At 42.7% G+C, this 13,500-nt stretch carries 14 protein-coding genes; 9 read left to right on the top strand and 5 right to left on the bottom strand.

Translation table 11 applies throughout. From position 1 onward, the window contains the following. Positions 1-2: 2 nt before the first annotated feature. Positions 3-1,538, bottom strand: a complete 1,536-nt coding sequence (locus AC13CC_RS09975) for a family 20 glycosylhydrolase (RefSeq protein ID WP_482877616.1) — start codon at positions 1,536-1,538, stop codon at positions 3-5. 54 nt (positions 1,539-1,592) lie between these two features. Then, complete coding sequence (locus tag AC13CC_RS09970; protein ID WP_326277822.1) at positions 1,593-2,237, bottom strand: GDSL-type esterase/lipase family protein; 645 nt, start codon at positions 2,235-2,237, stop codon at positions 1,593-1,595. Between the two features lie 154 nt (positions 2,238-2,391). Here AC13CC_RS09970 and mazG point away from each other — a divergent pair, with 154 nt between their 5' ends. The 5 genes from mazG (at position 2,392) to AC13CC_RS09945 (ending at position 7,254) form a co-directional block, all read left to right on the top strand. Beyond that, positions 2,392-3,165 (top strand): nucleoside triphosphate pyrophosphohydrolase, encoded by a 774-nt coding sequence (gene mazG / locus AC13CC_RS09965; protein ID WP_482877579.1) that lies wholly within the window; start codon positions 2,392-2,394, stop codon positions 3,163-3,165. Positions 3,166-3,248: 83 nt separating this feature from the next. Then, positions 3,249-4,616, top strand: coding sequence for an MATE family efflux transporter (locus tag AC13CC_RS09960; RefSeq protein ID WP_482877577.1), 1,368 nt, complete (start codon positions 3,249-3,251; stop codon positions 4,614-4,616). A 186-nt stretch (positions 4,617-4,802) separates the two neighbouring features. Next, the gene (locus tag AC13CC_RS09955; protein WP_293168299.1) at positions 4,803-5,030 is read left to right on the top strand and encodes a hypothetical protein; all 228 of its coding nucleotides are present in this window, start codon (positions 4,803-4,805) and stop codon (positions 5,028-5,030) included. Further along, positions 5,030-5,599: a phosphatase PAP2 family protein gene (locus AC13CC_RS09950; protein ID WP_326277815.1), complete on the top strand. Its 570-nt coding sequence runs from the start codon at positions 5,030-5,032 to the stop codon at positions 5,597-5,599. Before AC13CC_RS09955 ends, AC13CC_RS09950 begins: the two co-directional genes overlap by 1 nt. After that, positions 5,596-7,254, top strand: coding sequence for an ArnT family glycosyltransferase (locus tag AC13CC_RS09945; RefSeq protein WP_482877575.1), 1,659 nt, complete (start codon positions 5,596-5,598; stop codon positions 7,252-7,254). Before AC13CC_RS09950 ends, AC13CC_RS09945 begins: the two co-directional genes overlap by 4 nt. On the opposite strand, the gene AC13CC_RS09940 is transcribed toward AC13CC_RS09945, so the two are convergent. From AC13CC_RS09940 to meaB, 3 genes are read right to left on the bottom strand one after another with little or no spacing between them, the layout of a single operon-like run. Further along, positions 7,251-8,123, bottom strand: a complete 873-nt coding sequence (locus AC13CC_RS09940) for a lysylphosphatidylglycerol synthase transmembrane domain-containing protein (protein WP_482877573.1) — start codon at positions 8,121-8,123, stop codon at positions 7,251-7,253. The two genes, AC13CC_RS09945 and AC13CC_RS09940, sit on opposite strands and share 4 nt — an antisense overlap. Then, positions 8,104-9,066 carry a glycosyltransferase family 2 protein gene (locus AC13CC_RS09935; RefSeq protein WP_326277809.1) on the bottom strand — a complete coding sequence of 321 codons (963 nt, stop codon included), beginning with the start codon at positions 9,064-9,066 and terminating at the stop codon, positions 8,104-8,106. The genes AC13CC_RS09940 and AC13CC_RS09935 overlap by 20 nt, the downstream gene beginning before the upstream one ends. Before the next feature lie 35 nt (positions 9,067-9,101). Then, positions 9,102-10,145: a methylmalonyl Co-A mutase-associated GTPase MeaB gene (gene meaB, locus AC13CC_RS09930; RefSeq protein ID WP_326277807.1), complete on the bottom strand. Its 1,044-nt coding sequence runs from the start codon at positions 10,143-10,145 to the stop codon at positions 9,102-9,104. A 200-nt stretch (positions 10,146-10,345) separates the two neighbouring features. Here meaB and AC13CC_RS09925 point away from each other — a divergent pair, with 200 nt between their 5' ends. The 4 genes from AC13CC_RS09925 to AC13CC_RS09910 all read left to right on the top strand — a co-directional run bounded on the left by AC13CC_RS09925 (position 10,346) and on the right by AC13CC_RS09910 (position 13,484). Beyond that, positions 10,346-10,771, top strand: a complete 426-nt coding sequence (locus tag AC13CC_RS09925) for an Ohr family peroxiredoxin (RefSeq protein WP_326277805.1) — start codon at positions 10,346-10,348, stop codon at positions 10,769-10,771. A gap of 206 nt (positions 10,772-10,977) precedes the next feature. Beyond that, positions 10,978-11,460, top strand: a complete 483-nt coding sequence (locus tag AC13CC_RS09920) for an RNA polymerase sigma factor (RefSeq protein WP_482877571.1) — start codon at positions 10,978-10,980, stop codon at positions 11,458-11,460. Continuing rightward, complete coding sequence (locus AC13CC_RS09915; RefSeq protein ID WP_482877568.1) at positions 11,450-12,052, top strand: hypothetical protein; 603 nt, start codon at positions 11,450-11,452, stop codon at positions 12,050-12,052. The genes AC13CC_RS09920 and AC13CC_RS09915 overlap by 11 nt, the downstream gene beginning before the upstream one ends. Further along, positions 12,024-13,484 (top strand): hypothetical protein, encoded by a 1,461-nt coding sequence (locus AC13CC_RS09910; protein WP_482877567.1) that lies wholly within the window; start codon positions 12,024-12,026, stop codon positions 13,482-13,484. The genes AC13CC_RS09915 and AC13CC_RS09910 overlap by 29 nt, the downstream gene beginning before the upstream one ends. Positions 13,485-13,500: the final 16 nt, after the last annotated feature.

Below are 13,500 nucleotides of genomic sequence, written 5' to 3'. Positions count from 1 at the left end.
CACTATTCCTTTTTCCAATCCACCAATTTTGATGGGTAGTAATTGATTTGCATGGCTTCCAAATAGGGAACTTGTGCGGCAAGGCGCTCTTTGTAATCTTCCCAATTTAAGTGTTCTTTGGGAGACCACCCCAATTCGGCATAACCAATTATTCGTGGGAAGGCCAAATATTCCAATTCGGTACCGTTGCTTATGGTTTCCGACCATAGCGGGGCTTCGATTCCAAGAATGTTCCCTTTACCAAGTCCTTCGGCATAGGTTTCTGGATTCCATTTATAGCCCACATCAACAGGTATATACCCGGCCCATTTTAAGCCATATTCGGAGATGGAGTCGTATTTCATGTCCAAATAAGCCTTTTTTGCAGGGGAAATAATAATTTTAGAACCATTTTCAGCTGCGTTCAAGGCATTTTCAGCATTGTTCCATAATTGAACTACCGAACTAGGGGCAATATCTGCCTGTGCAATTTCGTCCCAACCGATCATTCTTTTGTTGTGCTTTTGTACAATTTTTTCCACTTTTTCCACAAAAAGAATGTAATCATCCTTTTTGGTCACGTGGCTTTCATCACCCCCAATATGAAAGTATGGACCAGGTGACATGGATGCGATTTCGCCGATTACATCATCCAAAAAGCTGTAAACGGTATCTTTTTTGGCATCAAAAGAGCTGTAGCCTACTTTCATGTCGGTTCGTACCCGAGGTGTCTCTGCTCCGGCATAGTGTAAAAAAGGATAGCTCAACGATGCTGCATTGGTATGCCCTGGCATATCTATTTCGGGAACAATCGTAATATGTCTGTCCGCAGCGTATGCCACAAGGTCTTTGTATTGTTCTTGTGTGTAAAAACCACCTTCACCACCGCCCACTTCGCTGGCACCGCCTACCTCGGTCAGTTTGGGCCAAGATTTTATCTCGATGCGCCACCCTTGGTCGTCCGTTAAGTGCAAATGCAGTGTGTTAAATTTGTAGTAAGCCAGGGCATCAATGTATTTTTTGACTTCCTCAACCGTGAAAAAATGTCTGGCAACATCCAGCATGGAGCTACGGTAACCAAATTTTGGGGCATCCATTATCTTGCCCGAAGGAATTACCCACATGGGGCGGTCCGTCAAAGTATCATTACTTTTTTCCGGAATGAGTTGGCGAAGCGTCTGAACACCCCTAAAAGCCCCAGCAGCGGTTTTGGCATTCAAAATAATGGAATCATTTTTGATGTAGAGCTGATAGGCTTCCGGACTTTCCAAATCAACGCTATCCGATTGGTTGATGTAGATCAATCGTTCTAATTTTTCCCCGTTTGATGCATTTACCGCAACATCAAGCCCTGTTTTGGATTTAATGTTATCGGATAAAAACCTGCCCACTTTCTCAAATTCCGGGTCTGTGGTCGAGGTGTAAATCGCAGTTCCCGCATCCAGTCCAAAGGCACTACCTGTTGGAATGGTTTTAATGGGTTTTGGAATCAACGGAGCTTTCGCAAGGTCTATTTTTGGAAAATTGATTTCCTTTTTTTCGGTTTGGCAAGCTGTCATGCAGATAACTGCAACGAACAGCAAAATTGATCTGTAAATCACGTTTGTTTGGTTTTAGTCTATGTAATTTTTGATAACATCGTACCAGATGTCATATCCTTTATCGTTCATGTGAAGTCCATCTTCAATAAAGATGTCTTGTTTTACTTTTCTTTTATTTAGCATCGGATACCAAACGTCAACAAAATCTATCCCATCGGTTTTTGATGCCAATCGGTCCAATTTTCGGTTTAGACGACGGTACCTACCTCTGTATTTCCATCGAGAGATACTCGGTTTGGCCGATATCAATACAATCTCCATGTTTGGATTTTCCAGTTGTAGCTTGTCAAGGATGCCTTCGGCAGTTTTTACTATTTTTCGAGGTCTCTTCTTGGCAAAAATATCGTTGTCACCTTCATAAATAAATACTTTTACGGGCCTATAGTCCAAAATCAATTCATCAAGATAAAGCCCAAGATCGGAAAATTGGGAACCACCAAAGCCTGTGTTCAGCACTTGATGTTCCGGAAACCTTTTCTGTATATCTGTCCAAAACCGGATACTGGAACTTCCCGTAAAAACAATGGTCGGCTTGGAAGGATCCCAAAGGGAATCATTTTTTTGCTGAATTGACCTAACCTCATTTTTAAAAGGATCATCGTTTTGCCCAATGGCCATTAACGGTACCAAGAGCAATGCAATAAAAAAATGTTTCATTCTACAGGATTTTGCCTAAAAACGACGTTGAAGATAGTAATATTTTTCCGTAACAATGCTTTGTTGAAAAATACACGAATACTTTTCATAAGTAACTTTTGAAGTTGGGTTTTCTAAAGTGGGTACTTCGTATTTTTGGTCAAAATAGAAAGCAATGAACACAAGATCGGAGCAGTTGGCTGCTTTTGACCGTCTGTTGACCATAATGGATGAACTGCGCGAGCAATGCCCGTGGGACAGAAAGCAGACCATGCAGACGCTTCGCCATTTAACCATTGAGGAAACCTACGAATTGGGCGATGCCATTCTCGACAATGATTTGGAAGAGGTGAAGAAAGAACTGGGCGATATTTTATTGCATATCGTTTTTTACGCCAAAATAGGTTCCGAAACACAGGATTTTGATATTGCCGATGTGGCCAACGGCATCTGTGATAAATTGATTAATCGACACCCGCACATTTATGGCGATGTAAAAGTGGAGAATGAGGAGGATGTGAAGCAGAATTGGGAAAATATCAAATTAAAAGAAGGTAAAAAGAGCGTGCTGGAAGGCGTTCCCAATGGTTTGCCCTCCTTGGTGAAGGCCAATAGGATCCAAGACAAGGTAGCCGGTGTGGGATTTGATTGGGAAGAGCCCGAGCAGGTTTTTGAAAAGCTGAAAGAGGAGTTGGGGGAGCTTCAAGAAGAGGTGGCGGCCAACAATGCCGATAAAATGGAGTCCGAATTTGGCGATGTGCTTTTTTCGATGGTGAATTATGCCCGTTTCCTAAAAATCAATCCGGATAATGCATTGGAGCGGACCAATAAAAAATTCATCAAACGCTTTCAATATTTGGAGGGAAAAGCCAAGGAAGCAGGAAAGTCCATAAAGGACATGACCTTGGCCGAAATGGACGTTTACTGGGAAGAGGCGAAGCAGTTGTGAGATTTATTCATTCCCTAACATTTCAACCGACCAAGATTGTCATCAATCTACCTATATTTGCCATCCTTTTTTAAATATCCGCTGTGTTTCAAAACTACACCAAAGAATTCGCCTATAACCTAAAACTGTCCTATCCCGTTATTTTGGGAATGTTGGGGCACACTTTTGTGGCCTTTGCAGACAACATTATGGTAGGGCAATTGGGAACTGCTGAACTGGCAGCGGTCTCCTTGGGCAATAGTTTTGTGTTCATTGCCATGTCGCTCGGTATTGGTTTTTCCACTGCCATCACTCCTTTGGTGGCCGAAGCGGACGGGGCAAAGGACCAAGCAGCGGGCAAAAGTGCCTTAAAACACGGTTTGGTGCTTTGTACCGTACTGGGTTTATCCCTGTTTGGACTCATCCAAGTTTCCAAACCCTTGATACACCATATGGAACAGCCCCCAGAAGTGGTGGAACTCGCTTTGCCCTATTTGGATTTGGTGGCATTTTCGTTGGTGCCCTTGATCATATTTCAAGCCTTTAAACAATTTTCGGACGGTCTATCGCAGACCAAATACCCTATGTACACCACCATTGTGGCCAATGTGGTAAACATCACCCTGAACTATTTACTCATTTTTGGTGCCTTGGGCTTTCCTAAAATGGGAATTGTCGGGGCAGCGGTAGGTACTTTGGCATCTCGCGTGATTATGGTGGCCTTTATCTGGTATTTGCTAAAACGCAAGGAGAAATTTAAACCCTACGTGACCCATTTCAATTTTAGAAAGATTGAAAAGAAGGTAATGAACAAAATCATCAGTCTTGGTTTTCCATCCGCTTTACAAATGTTTTTTGAAGTGGCCATTTTTACGGCGGCCATTTGGTTGAGCGGTGTGTTGGGAAAGAATGCCCAAGCGGCCAACCAGATTGCCTTGAATTTGAGCAGTATGACCTTTATGGTGGGCATGGGCCTCGGTGTGGCTGCCATAGTACGGGTCGGAAATCAGAAAGGGCTCAGAAATCATAAAGAGTTGAAGCGAATCGCGGAATCCGTGTTTTTCTTGACGCTTTTGGTGGAAATAGCTTTCGCTGTGATTTTCTTATTGGGGAGACATTGGTTGCCGACCATTTATTTGGACGTGGACGACATTGCCAACCAAGCCGATAATTCAGCAGTGATCGTTATTGCGGCAAAACTATTGTTGGTGGCCGCCTTTTTTCAGATCTCTGATGGACTACAGGTGGTGGTTTTGGGGGCATTACGTGGTTTACAGGATGTGAAGATACCTACGCTCATCACTTTTGTAGCCTATTGGTTGATCGGTTTTCCAATCAGTTACTACTTGGGGCTGCACACCAGTTTGCAGAGCACGGGAATTTGGATAGGATTGTTGTCGGGGCTTACGGCATCGGCCGTAATGTTGTATCTTCGATTTAATTTTTTGACCAAGAAATTGATTGAAAACTAAATGATTGGTTCGGCTAAACCGCAAATTTTTATGATTTGAACTGGAATTGTCACGTCGAGCGCAGTCGAGAAGTTGTCGATAGTCCCTTCGACTGCGTTCAGGGTGACAAGAAAAACAACACATATCATATATTTAAGCAAGTAACAGAAAACAAAACATTCTATTTTTGGAACCCAACTCATAGATATGGAACTACCTAAATTTTTATTGGCCGACAATACGGACCATCCCGATGCCATTTTTATCGTTCATACCGAATACCCACGTTTTATCATCAATCTGGAAAATGATGAAGTGGAATGGATGGAAGAATTCTCCAAAGAGGATGAGGCGGATTTAATGGAAGAGGCCGAAAGCTTGATCGAAGCCGCTACGGCCTTTTACGATAGGGAAGTCTCCAGATACGACGATTGATGATCGAACAGTTACTGCAATACGATAAAGAATTGTTTTTGTTCCTCAACGGATTGGGGACCGAAACTTGGGACGGCTTTTGGATGTTTATGACCACCACCAGAAATTCAGCTCCGCTTTATCTGTTACTACTTTACTTATCCTATCGAACTTTTGGTTGGAAGGGAACCGGGATAATTTTGGTGTCCATCGCTTTGCTGATTACCTGTACCGACCAATTGTCCAATTTCTTTAAATACGGCGTTGGTAGATTGCGACCTTGCCACGAACCCGAAGTAAGTAGCCTGATGCGCTTGGTAAAAAGCTATTGTGGCGGGCAATTCGGGTATTTTTCAGCCCACGCGGCCAACTCCTTTGGCCCAGCTGTTTTCTTTGCCGTTATGTTCAAGAACAAGGTAAAATACATGGCTTGGGTATTGATGCTTTGGGCATGCATTGTAGCCTACAGTCGAATTTACATTGGTGTACACTATCCCTTGGATGTGGTTTCGGGAGCCTTGGTAGGTTCGCTTTTCGGATGGTTGTGGGCCAAGTTGGCTATATTTGCTTTCCAAAAAACAGGGGTATGATATCAACCGCCAGATACTGGTTTTATATTGCGCTGATTGTGATGGTGTACATCATAGGAATGTTCGTCACCCTGCTCGAGAACGATTCGGCCCAATTTGCAGTTATGGCCATGCGAATGGTTCAGGAAAACGATTTTCTAAGCCTGTTCAAGGGTCCCGAAGAGTATCTCGATAAGCCGCATATGCATTATTGGCTGGCCGCCATTTCCTATAAAATATTTGGCATTCACGATTGGGCATATCGCATTCCCGGTATATTGTCCACTTTATTGGGCGCCTACAGTTGCTACGGTCTCGGAAAATTGCTTTACAATAAGGACGTGGGTAGGTTTGCCTCATTGATTTTTATGACGGCCCAAACCATGGTCCTGGCCAATATTGATGTGCGTACCGATGCTGTTTTGACCGGATTCACGATCTTTTCCATTTGGCAATTGGCCAAGTATATTGAGCAAAACACCTTGAAAAGTATCGCTCTGGGTGCTTTTGGGGCGGGAATGGCCTTTTCCACCAAAGGTCAGATTGCTTTGGTAGTGATTGGGATTTCGATACTGTGCCACTTGACCTATACCCGAAAATGGCAGCAATTGCTCAATTGGAAAGTTTTGGTGGCGATTTTGGTGTTTGGTGCCACCATTGCCCCGATGTTGTACGCCTATTACCATCAATTTGATTTGCATCCCGAGAAAGTAATCAGGGGAAAAGACAACCGTAGCGGTATCTTCTTTATTTTTTGGGAACAGAGTTTTGAACGCATGAGTGGTGAAGGGGTTGGGAAGAACAGTAGTGATTTCTTCTTTTTCTTCCACACCTTTTTATGGGTGTTCCTGCCGTGGACGGTTCTCGCATTGATCGGTTATTGGACCAAACTGAAAATCTTTTGGGAAACCAAGTTCGCCTACAGGCCCAACTTGGAGTTTTTGACCGTTGGAGGGATTTCCATTTTGTTCCTGCTCATCAGTTTTGCGCAGTTTAAATTGCCGCACTACATGAACATTTTAATGCCTTTGTATGCGATCCTATCGGCGGCATTCCTGTATATGTTGCATCAAAAGGAAAAATTGAGGATGGCCAAGGTAATTTTGGGCATCCAATACTTCATATTGGGTCTAGTGGCGGTCTTTACCGTTTTGGTGAGTTTTTATGTATTTAAATTCGTGCGTTGGTACAGTTATTTGTTCTTGCTGACGGCCCTTGCATTGGTGACTTGTTTCATTTTGAAAAAAGAAGCGCCGTACACAAAAATTGTAAGTGTTGCCATTTTTAGTTCGGTGTTGTTAAATGGCTTGATGAATGCCCATTTTTACCCAAAACTGCTCGAATACCAGGGGGGGTCCACCATGGCGGAGCAGGTAAAGCAGAACAACATTCCCGTCGATAGCATTTATAAGATTTCGGAAAAATATTCGTGGTCGTTTGATTTTTATAACAGGAAACCCGTACAAATAAGTTCGCTCTCGGAAATAGCGGAGAAAAATGATGTTTGGGTGTATGCCACGGACAAAGAATTGAAGCAATTAGAGAAAAAAGGAATTGTTTGGGACAATCAAATTACGGTGGACCAATTCCGGATTACCCGACTTCAAATCAAATTCTTGAATCCCGATACGCGAGAAGAAAAATTGAACAAAATGCATTTGGTGCATTTGAACTAATCTACTGAATCCAGTCTTGGCTTTTTAAAGTGATAGATTACTCCGAAAAGTGAGGTGAGTGCCGTTATCAAAAAGAAGGTAAAACTGATACCGATGGAAGTGCTGGCATCCAGCCCCAACCACTCTGCACCGTACAAAAAAGTGACTTCTCGACTTCCTATTCCGCCAATGGTCAAAGGTATCACGGAGACAATCGAAGAAACTAAGAACACAAAGAGGTATTCAATAGTGTCCATGCTAACGGACAAGGACTTCAAAATACATAATACGCTGATTAATTGTGCCAGTTGCACCAAGGCCGAAAACCCTAGGGATTTCCAAAATACGGGCAGGGTAGTGATGAAGAATATTTTGTTCACGAACCAGAAAGCGATTACACTTAAGGGAATGGCCGCAGTTACCAACCAATAAAAGCTTTGAAAAAATACATTTTTTGCCAAGAGGGCAAGCACACAAGCATACACAAAAAGCAAAAGCATACCGCTTAAACGGTCCAAGAGTAAGCTGGAGACTACTTTCTTGGTACCTGGTTGATATTCTTTTTGGATGACGTAGCCTTTGTAGGCATCACCGCCAATGCCCCCGGGCAAAAAGAGGTTGTAGAACATTCCCAACAGGTAAAGTTTCAAATTGCTCAACTGGGAAATCTTAGCTCCGATTTGATGGAAATATAAGTTTGTCCTAAAGGCAGCTAAAACTTTGGACAGCACAAAAAACAGCAATGCCAAAAATAAATATAAGGGGTGGCTCTTTTTTAGGGTCTGGAGTACATCCTTCAACTCTATTTTGGTGAAAATAAAGTAGATCAATACTGCGCTAATGATGATTTTTAGGGCAGTGATGCCCTTTTTACGTAGCCTTTCCGTCACCTATGCTGATTTTTTTGATACGATACGGTCTTTTCTGTTGCGATTCGTAGTAGGTACGGATCAAGAGTTCCATCACAATCCCGATGGTAAACAATTGGATGCCACCCACAATGAACATCATCCCGAATATGAGCAATGGTCGGGTGCCGATATCCTGTCCGAAGCCAAGCTTTACGATCAACAAATACACATTGATCAAAACTCCCAAAATAACCAACAATACCCCAAAAATCCCGAAGAGGTGGATGGGACGCTGAAAATATTTTCGGATAAAGAGCAACAGCATCATATCGGCGACCACTTTAAAAACCCGCTCCAGACCGTATTTGGAAACCCCAGCGTGTCTTGCGTGGTGCTTTACGGGAACCTGTTTGATCTGTGCACCTTCCAAATGTGCCAAAAGTGTAATAAAACGGTGCATTTCACCATACAGATTAAGGCTTTTCGCGATGTCCTTGGTGAAAACTTTTAGGGCACAACCGTTGTCTTTAATATCGAGTTTAGTCACCCTGCGCACCAAAAAGTTGGCAATTTTTGATGGTATTTTTTTGACTTGGGAGTCTTTTCTTTTCTGACGGATGCCCGTTACCAAATCATATTCTTCGGTAATGGCATATTCCAACATCTGTGGAATGTCCGAAGGGTCGTTTTGCAGGTCCCCATCCATGGTAATGATGTATTCACCTTCGGCATAATCAATCCCGGCGGCCAAGGCCAAACTTTGACCATAGTTCTTTTTCAGTTCAATCAGATGGACTCTTTTATCGTCCATTTCCTTGACCTTGGTTCGGGTTTTGTCCGTGGAAAAGTCATCCACATACACAATTTGGTAGTTGTACCCCTCAAGACTTTCGTTGATTTTTTGGGTCAAAAGAACCACATTGTCCTCCTCGTTGTACAAAGGAACCACTATGGATAAAAGGGAATCGGTGACGGTGCTCATTCAGTATAAAATCTGTGCAAATTTATTGCTTTTATTTAAAGTTCCTTGGTAATCTTGTCCAATAGGATTTTTGCAGCATAGAACGGTGAAATTTTATTCCCGTCAATAGCTGTCAATAAAGCTGCTTGTTCCTTTTTAAAGGTTTCTTTTTGATGGAAAAATTGTTTGATGTACTCATCCACGGTCTGAAGGAACCAGTTTTTGTTCTGTTGCTTCCGATTTTTTTCAAAAAAACCGTTTTCCTTGGTATGCTCCACAAATTGCTGGACTATTTTCCAGATATCTTCGATGCCGGTATTTTCTAGCGCGGAACATTTCATCACTTTGGGTATCCAACCATTTGCCTTGGGCGGGTATAGGTGCAAGGCCCTTGAAAATTCAGTAACGGCAAGTTTTGCGTGCTCCAAATTACTGCCATCCGCCTTGTTTATGGCTATGGCATCTGCCATTTCCATAATGCCTCTTTTAATACCTTGGAGTTCGTCACCTGCGCCGGATAGTTTTAGCAAAAGGAAAAAATCCACCATACTGTGTACGGCAATCTCACTTTGGCCTACGCCCACGGTTTCCACCAAAATAACATTATAGCCTGCTGCTTCGCAGAGGATGATGCTCTCTCTGGTTTTTCGAGCTACACCGCCCAATGATGTTCCAGAAGGGGAGGGGCGTATAAAGGCATTGGGGTCTTTAGCCAGGGTTTCCATACGGGTTTTATCGCCCAAAATACTTCCCTTGCTCAAGGAACTGGTCGGGTCTACGGCCAAAACGGCCACTTTATCGCCTTGATCGGTCAATATCTTCCCCAAGGTTTCGATAAAGGAGCTTTTGCCCACTCCCGGTACACCTGTTATTCCTAGCCGAATGCTTTTGTTGGGCTGGGTCAAACACTTTTCTATGACCGCATTGGCTTTTTCAAAATGTGCCGGTTTTGTGCTTTCCAATAAAGTAATGGCCTTGGCAAGCATCGCTTTGTTGCCGTCAAAAATACCTTGCGCCAAAACATCGGCAGAGAGTTCTTGTTTTCTGAGTGCCTTGATTTTGGAAACCGTGTTCGAGGGTGTTTTGCTTTTGTCTGCCAAAGGTGCTATTGATCAATTCATCACGAATTTATAAAGATTTTACGGGTTTAGGCCAATCATGATACCAATACAGCTTATCCATTTCACAAAAATTTAATATCTGTTAAGGTGGACTTCCGCATACAAATTGGTACCTTATTCGTTAAATTATCGGTTACCGTGCAGGTGCTGATTTTTACAAACCTATAAACATTTAAAAGATGAAAACTATTTTTGAGGCCAAGGCCACCAATACAGGAGGAAGAGCTGGACATGTAAAGAGTGAAGATGGCGTTTTGGATTTTGACATAAGCATGCCAAATTCAAAAGGAAAACCGGATCCAAAATCGACCAATCCCGAGGAACTCTTTGCTGCAGCTTACTCCACTTGCTACGCTGGTGCGGTAGAAGCTGTTGCCAAAAGCCACGGTGTGGACGACCTTGGAGATTTCAATGTAACCGCGATAGTGGCATTCAATAAAGAGGAGGAAGGCTTTTTCTTGGAAGTAACCTTGGATACGTATTTGCCCACGGTGGATAAGGAAATGGGTGAAACCATTATTAAGGAAGCTCACGAAATGTGCCCTTATAGCAAGGCTACACGCGATAATATTACCGTGCACTTAAATTTATTGATGGACGAATAAAACACCCAACTTAAACAATAATGAGCCCCGCTGAAACCATCAGCGGGGCTTTTTTTGTTAAAAGAGAGCCAAAAACAAACTAATTTGCAACGTTGCATTTTTTGCATCGTCCTTATTAAGGAACAACTAAAAAACCAAACATAGAACCGAGTGCGCTGCATATTGAGCTTGTAGATAAGTGCAAGGCGAACGACCGTCAGGCACAAATGAAACTGTACCGTCAGTATTGCGATGGTATGTTTTGTGTGGCCATGCGATTTGTCAAAAATGCTGAAGATGCAGAGGATATATTACAGGACTCGTTTATAAAGGCTTTTCAGCGTATTGGGCAATTTAAGGGGGATGTAACGTTCGGGGCTTGGTTAAAAAGAATTGTGGTGAACGGCAGTATCGACTTTTTAAAATCGAAACACCAACGTACGGTGGAGTTGAACGAAGATTACTTGCAAATGGCAGAAGAGGATGATTGGTCCGTGGAAGAAGGAATTTCCATTGAACAAGTGAAAGAAGTCATTGAGGAACTGCCACAAAAATATAAATATGTAGTGCAATTGTTCTTGGTAGAGGGATACGATCATTCGGAAATCGCTGAAATTTTGAACATTACAGAAACAGCATCCAGAACCCGATTGTTAAGAGGAAAAGCACAATTGAAAGAAAAATTAAAAGATTTGGCCTATGGCACGTGACCTTAGAAAATTGTTTGAGAAAGAAAGGGAGCAGAAACGCTTTACCATGGAGGATGGGCATGAGGACCGGTTTTTTGCCAAACTGGAAAAGGAACTGCCCAATAACCCTCCAAAGAAAAAGGTGTTCTCCCTTTGGATGCAGATAGCGGCTTCCGTAGTTGTGGTGCTTGGCTTATCCATTTATTATTTTAACAACATTGGCTCCATTGATGTGCCAGAAGGGCAAGTAACGGTTGTTGATCGCAATAATTCAAATGATGGTGACCAGGGTGTGTCACTGGGCGATTTATCACCGGACTTAAAAAAGATTGAAACCTATTACACTACAAATATCAATTTACAGCTATCGGATTTGGATGTTGATCCCCAGAACAAGGAACTTATGGACAGCTATATGGAGCGATTGGCCGAGTTGAACAAGGAATACCACAGGCTAAATCAAGAGCTGAACGAATTGGGCCCCAATGACCAAACCATAAACGCACTCATCAAAAACTTACAGTTAAGGCTGCAGTTGTTGCAAAAGTTAAAAACAAAGTTGAATCAATTAAAATCATCAAAAAATGAACAGGAATCATCAAATATTGTTTAGTGGATTGCTCCTTGCCTTGGTCGGGTTTACCGGGCAAGCGCAGGAGAAATCCAAAACTTACAAGGAAAGTTTCAATGTCAATAAGGACACTGAACTTAACATCAACACTAGTTATGCCGATATTCAATTTGAGACATGGGACAAAGATCAAGTGGAAATTACGGCGGTAATCGAACTAGAGGGTGTCGACAAAGAGGAGGCCGATGCTTATTTTGAGCGGGATTTGGTCAAAATTATGGGCAATAGCAAAGAAATTGAGGTAAGTACCGAAGGTGCCGGACCCAATTATGTGTTCGATTTTGAAGGGTTTAATATTGACATCCCCGAGATGCCATCAGTTGCCGAGATTATTGCGAATGTGGAGATTCCGGAACTTCCTGAGTTCACCATCCCGGAAATAAACGTAATGCCGTCCATGCCACCGATGCCTCCCATGCCACCCATTGAGTTTGATTACGATGCCTACAAAAAAGATGGGGACAAATACATGAAGGAGTGGAAAAAAGAGTTCGACAAAACTTTTGATAAGGAATACATAGCCCGTTTTGAAGAATGGGGCAAACGTATGGAGGAGATGGCAGAAGAGCGAGAAGCCAGAAGAGAGGAGATGAAGGAAGAAAGGGATAAGCTCAGAGAAGAGCGTGAAAAGGTGCGTGAGGAGATGCACGAACAGCTCAGACAGCAACGTGAAGAGCTCCGAGCCCAGCAAGCTGAATTAAGAGAGGGGCAGACCGAGCTTAGAAAACAACTTCGCGAAGATGCAAGAACCATCCACGGCAGTCCCAATGTGTTCTATTTCTCTTCCGATGGGAAACATAAAGAGTACAAGGTCAAAAAACGAATCGTTATTAAAATGCCCAAGTACATTAAATTGAACTTGGACGTGAGGCATGGTGAGGTAAAACTGGCCGAAAACACCAAAAACATCAATGCAAGCTTGTCCTACGCAAGCTTGCTTGCCTCTACCATTGATGGTGCCAAAACGGATATTCGGGTGTCGTACTCGCCTGTAGTGGTACAGAACTGGAATTACGGCAGCCTTAGTACGGATTACTCCGATAAGGTCAATTTAAAAGAGGTAAAGGAACTAAAATTGAACTCGGTATCGTCCAACGTGGTGATTGGTAGAATTGCGAACAGGGCAACGGTAACCAATAACTTTGGTGTACTTAGTATTGATGAAGTTTCCGATGGTTTCAGCACCATTGATATTTCCATGGAAAATGGGGAATTGGACTGTAAACTGCCCGAAACGCCTTATACAATCTCCGTTAGCGAGACAACATCCGGATTCCAATATCCAAAAACTTTACAATTGACATCTACGCAAAAAAATGGCGCCAATGTCCATACAGGATATCATATCAATAAAAACGATGGGAAAACCATCAAGATCAACTCCAAATACAGCGAGGTGGTTCTTAAGAACTGATCTTGTTCGATATGTC

Source organism: Flagellimonas sp. L-11, from assembly GCF_056857735.1.
This window is presented reverse-complemented; position numbering and strand designations above follow the sequence as displayed.

Coding starts and splice junctions, on each gene's coding strand:
- AC13CC_RS09975 (WP_482877616.1), bottom strand. CDS start 1,538: ATGACAGCTTGCCAAACCGAAAAAAAGGAAATCAATTTTCCAAAAATA.
- AC13CC_RS09970 (WP_326277822.1), bottom strand. CDS start 2,237: ATGAAACATTTTTTTATTGCATTGCTCTTGGTACCGTTAATGGCCATT.
- mazG (WP_482877579.1), top strand. CDS start 2,392: ATGAACACAAGATCGGAGCAGTTGGCTGCTTTTGACCGTCTGTTGACC.
- AC13CC_RS09955 (WP_293168299.1), top strand. CDS start 4,803: ATGGAACTACCTAAATTTTTATTGGCCGACAATACGGACCATCCCGAT.
- AC13CC_RS09950 (WP_326277815.1), top strand. CDS start 5,030: ATGATCGAACAGTTACTGCAATACGATAAAGAATTGTTTTTGTTCCTC.
- AC13CC_RS09945 (WP_482877575.1), top strand. CDS start 5,596: ATGATATCAACCGCCAGATACTGGTTTTATATTGCGCTGATTGTGATG.
- AC13CC_RS09935 (WP_326277809.1), bottom strand. CDS start 9,066: ATGAGCACCGTCACCGATTCCCTTTTATCCATAGTGGTTCCTTTGTAC.
- AC13CC_RS09925 (WP_326277805.1), top strand. CDS start 10,346: ATGAAAACTATTTTTGAGGCCAAGGCCACCAATACAGGAGGAAGAGCT.
- AC13CC_RS09920 (WP_482877571.1), top strand. CDS start 10,978: ATGAAACTGTACCGTCAGTATTGCGATGGTATGTTTTGTGTGGCCATG.
- AC13CC_RS09915 (WP_482877568.1), top strand. CDS start 11,450: ATGGCACGTGACCTTAGAAAATTGTTTGAGAAAGAAAGGGAGCAGAAA.
- AC13CC_RS09910 (WP_482877567.1), top strand. CDS start 12,024: ATGAACAGGAATCATCAAATATTGTTTAGTGGATTGCTCCTTGCCTTG.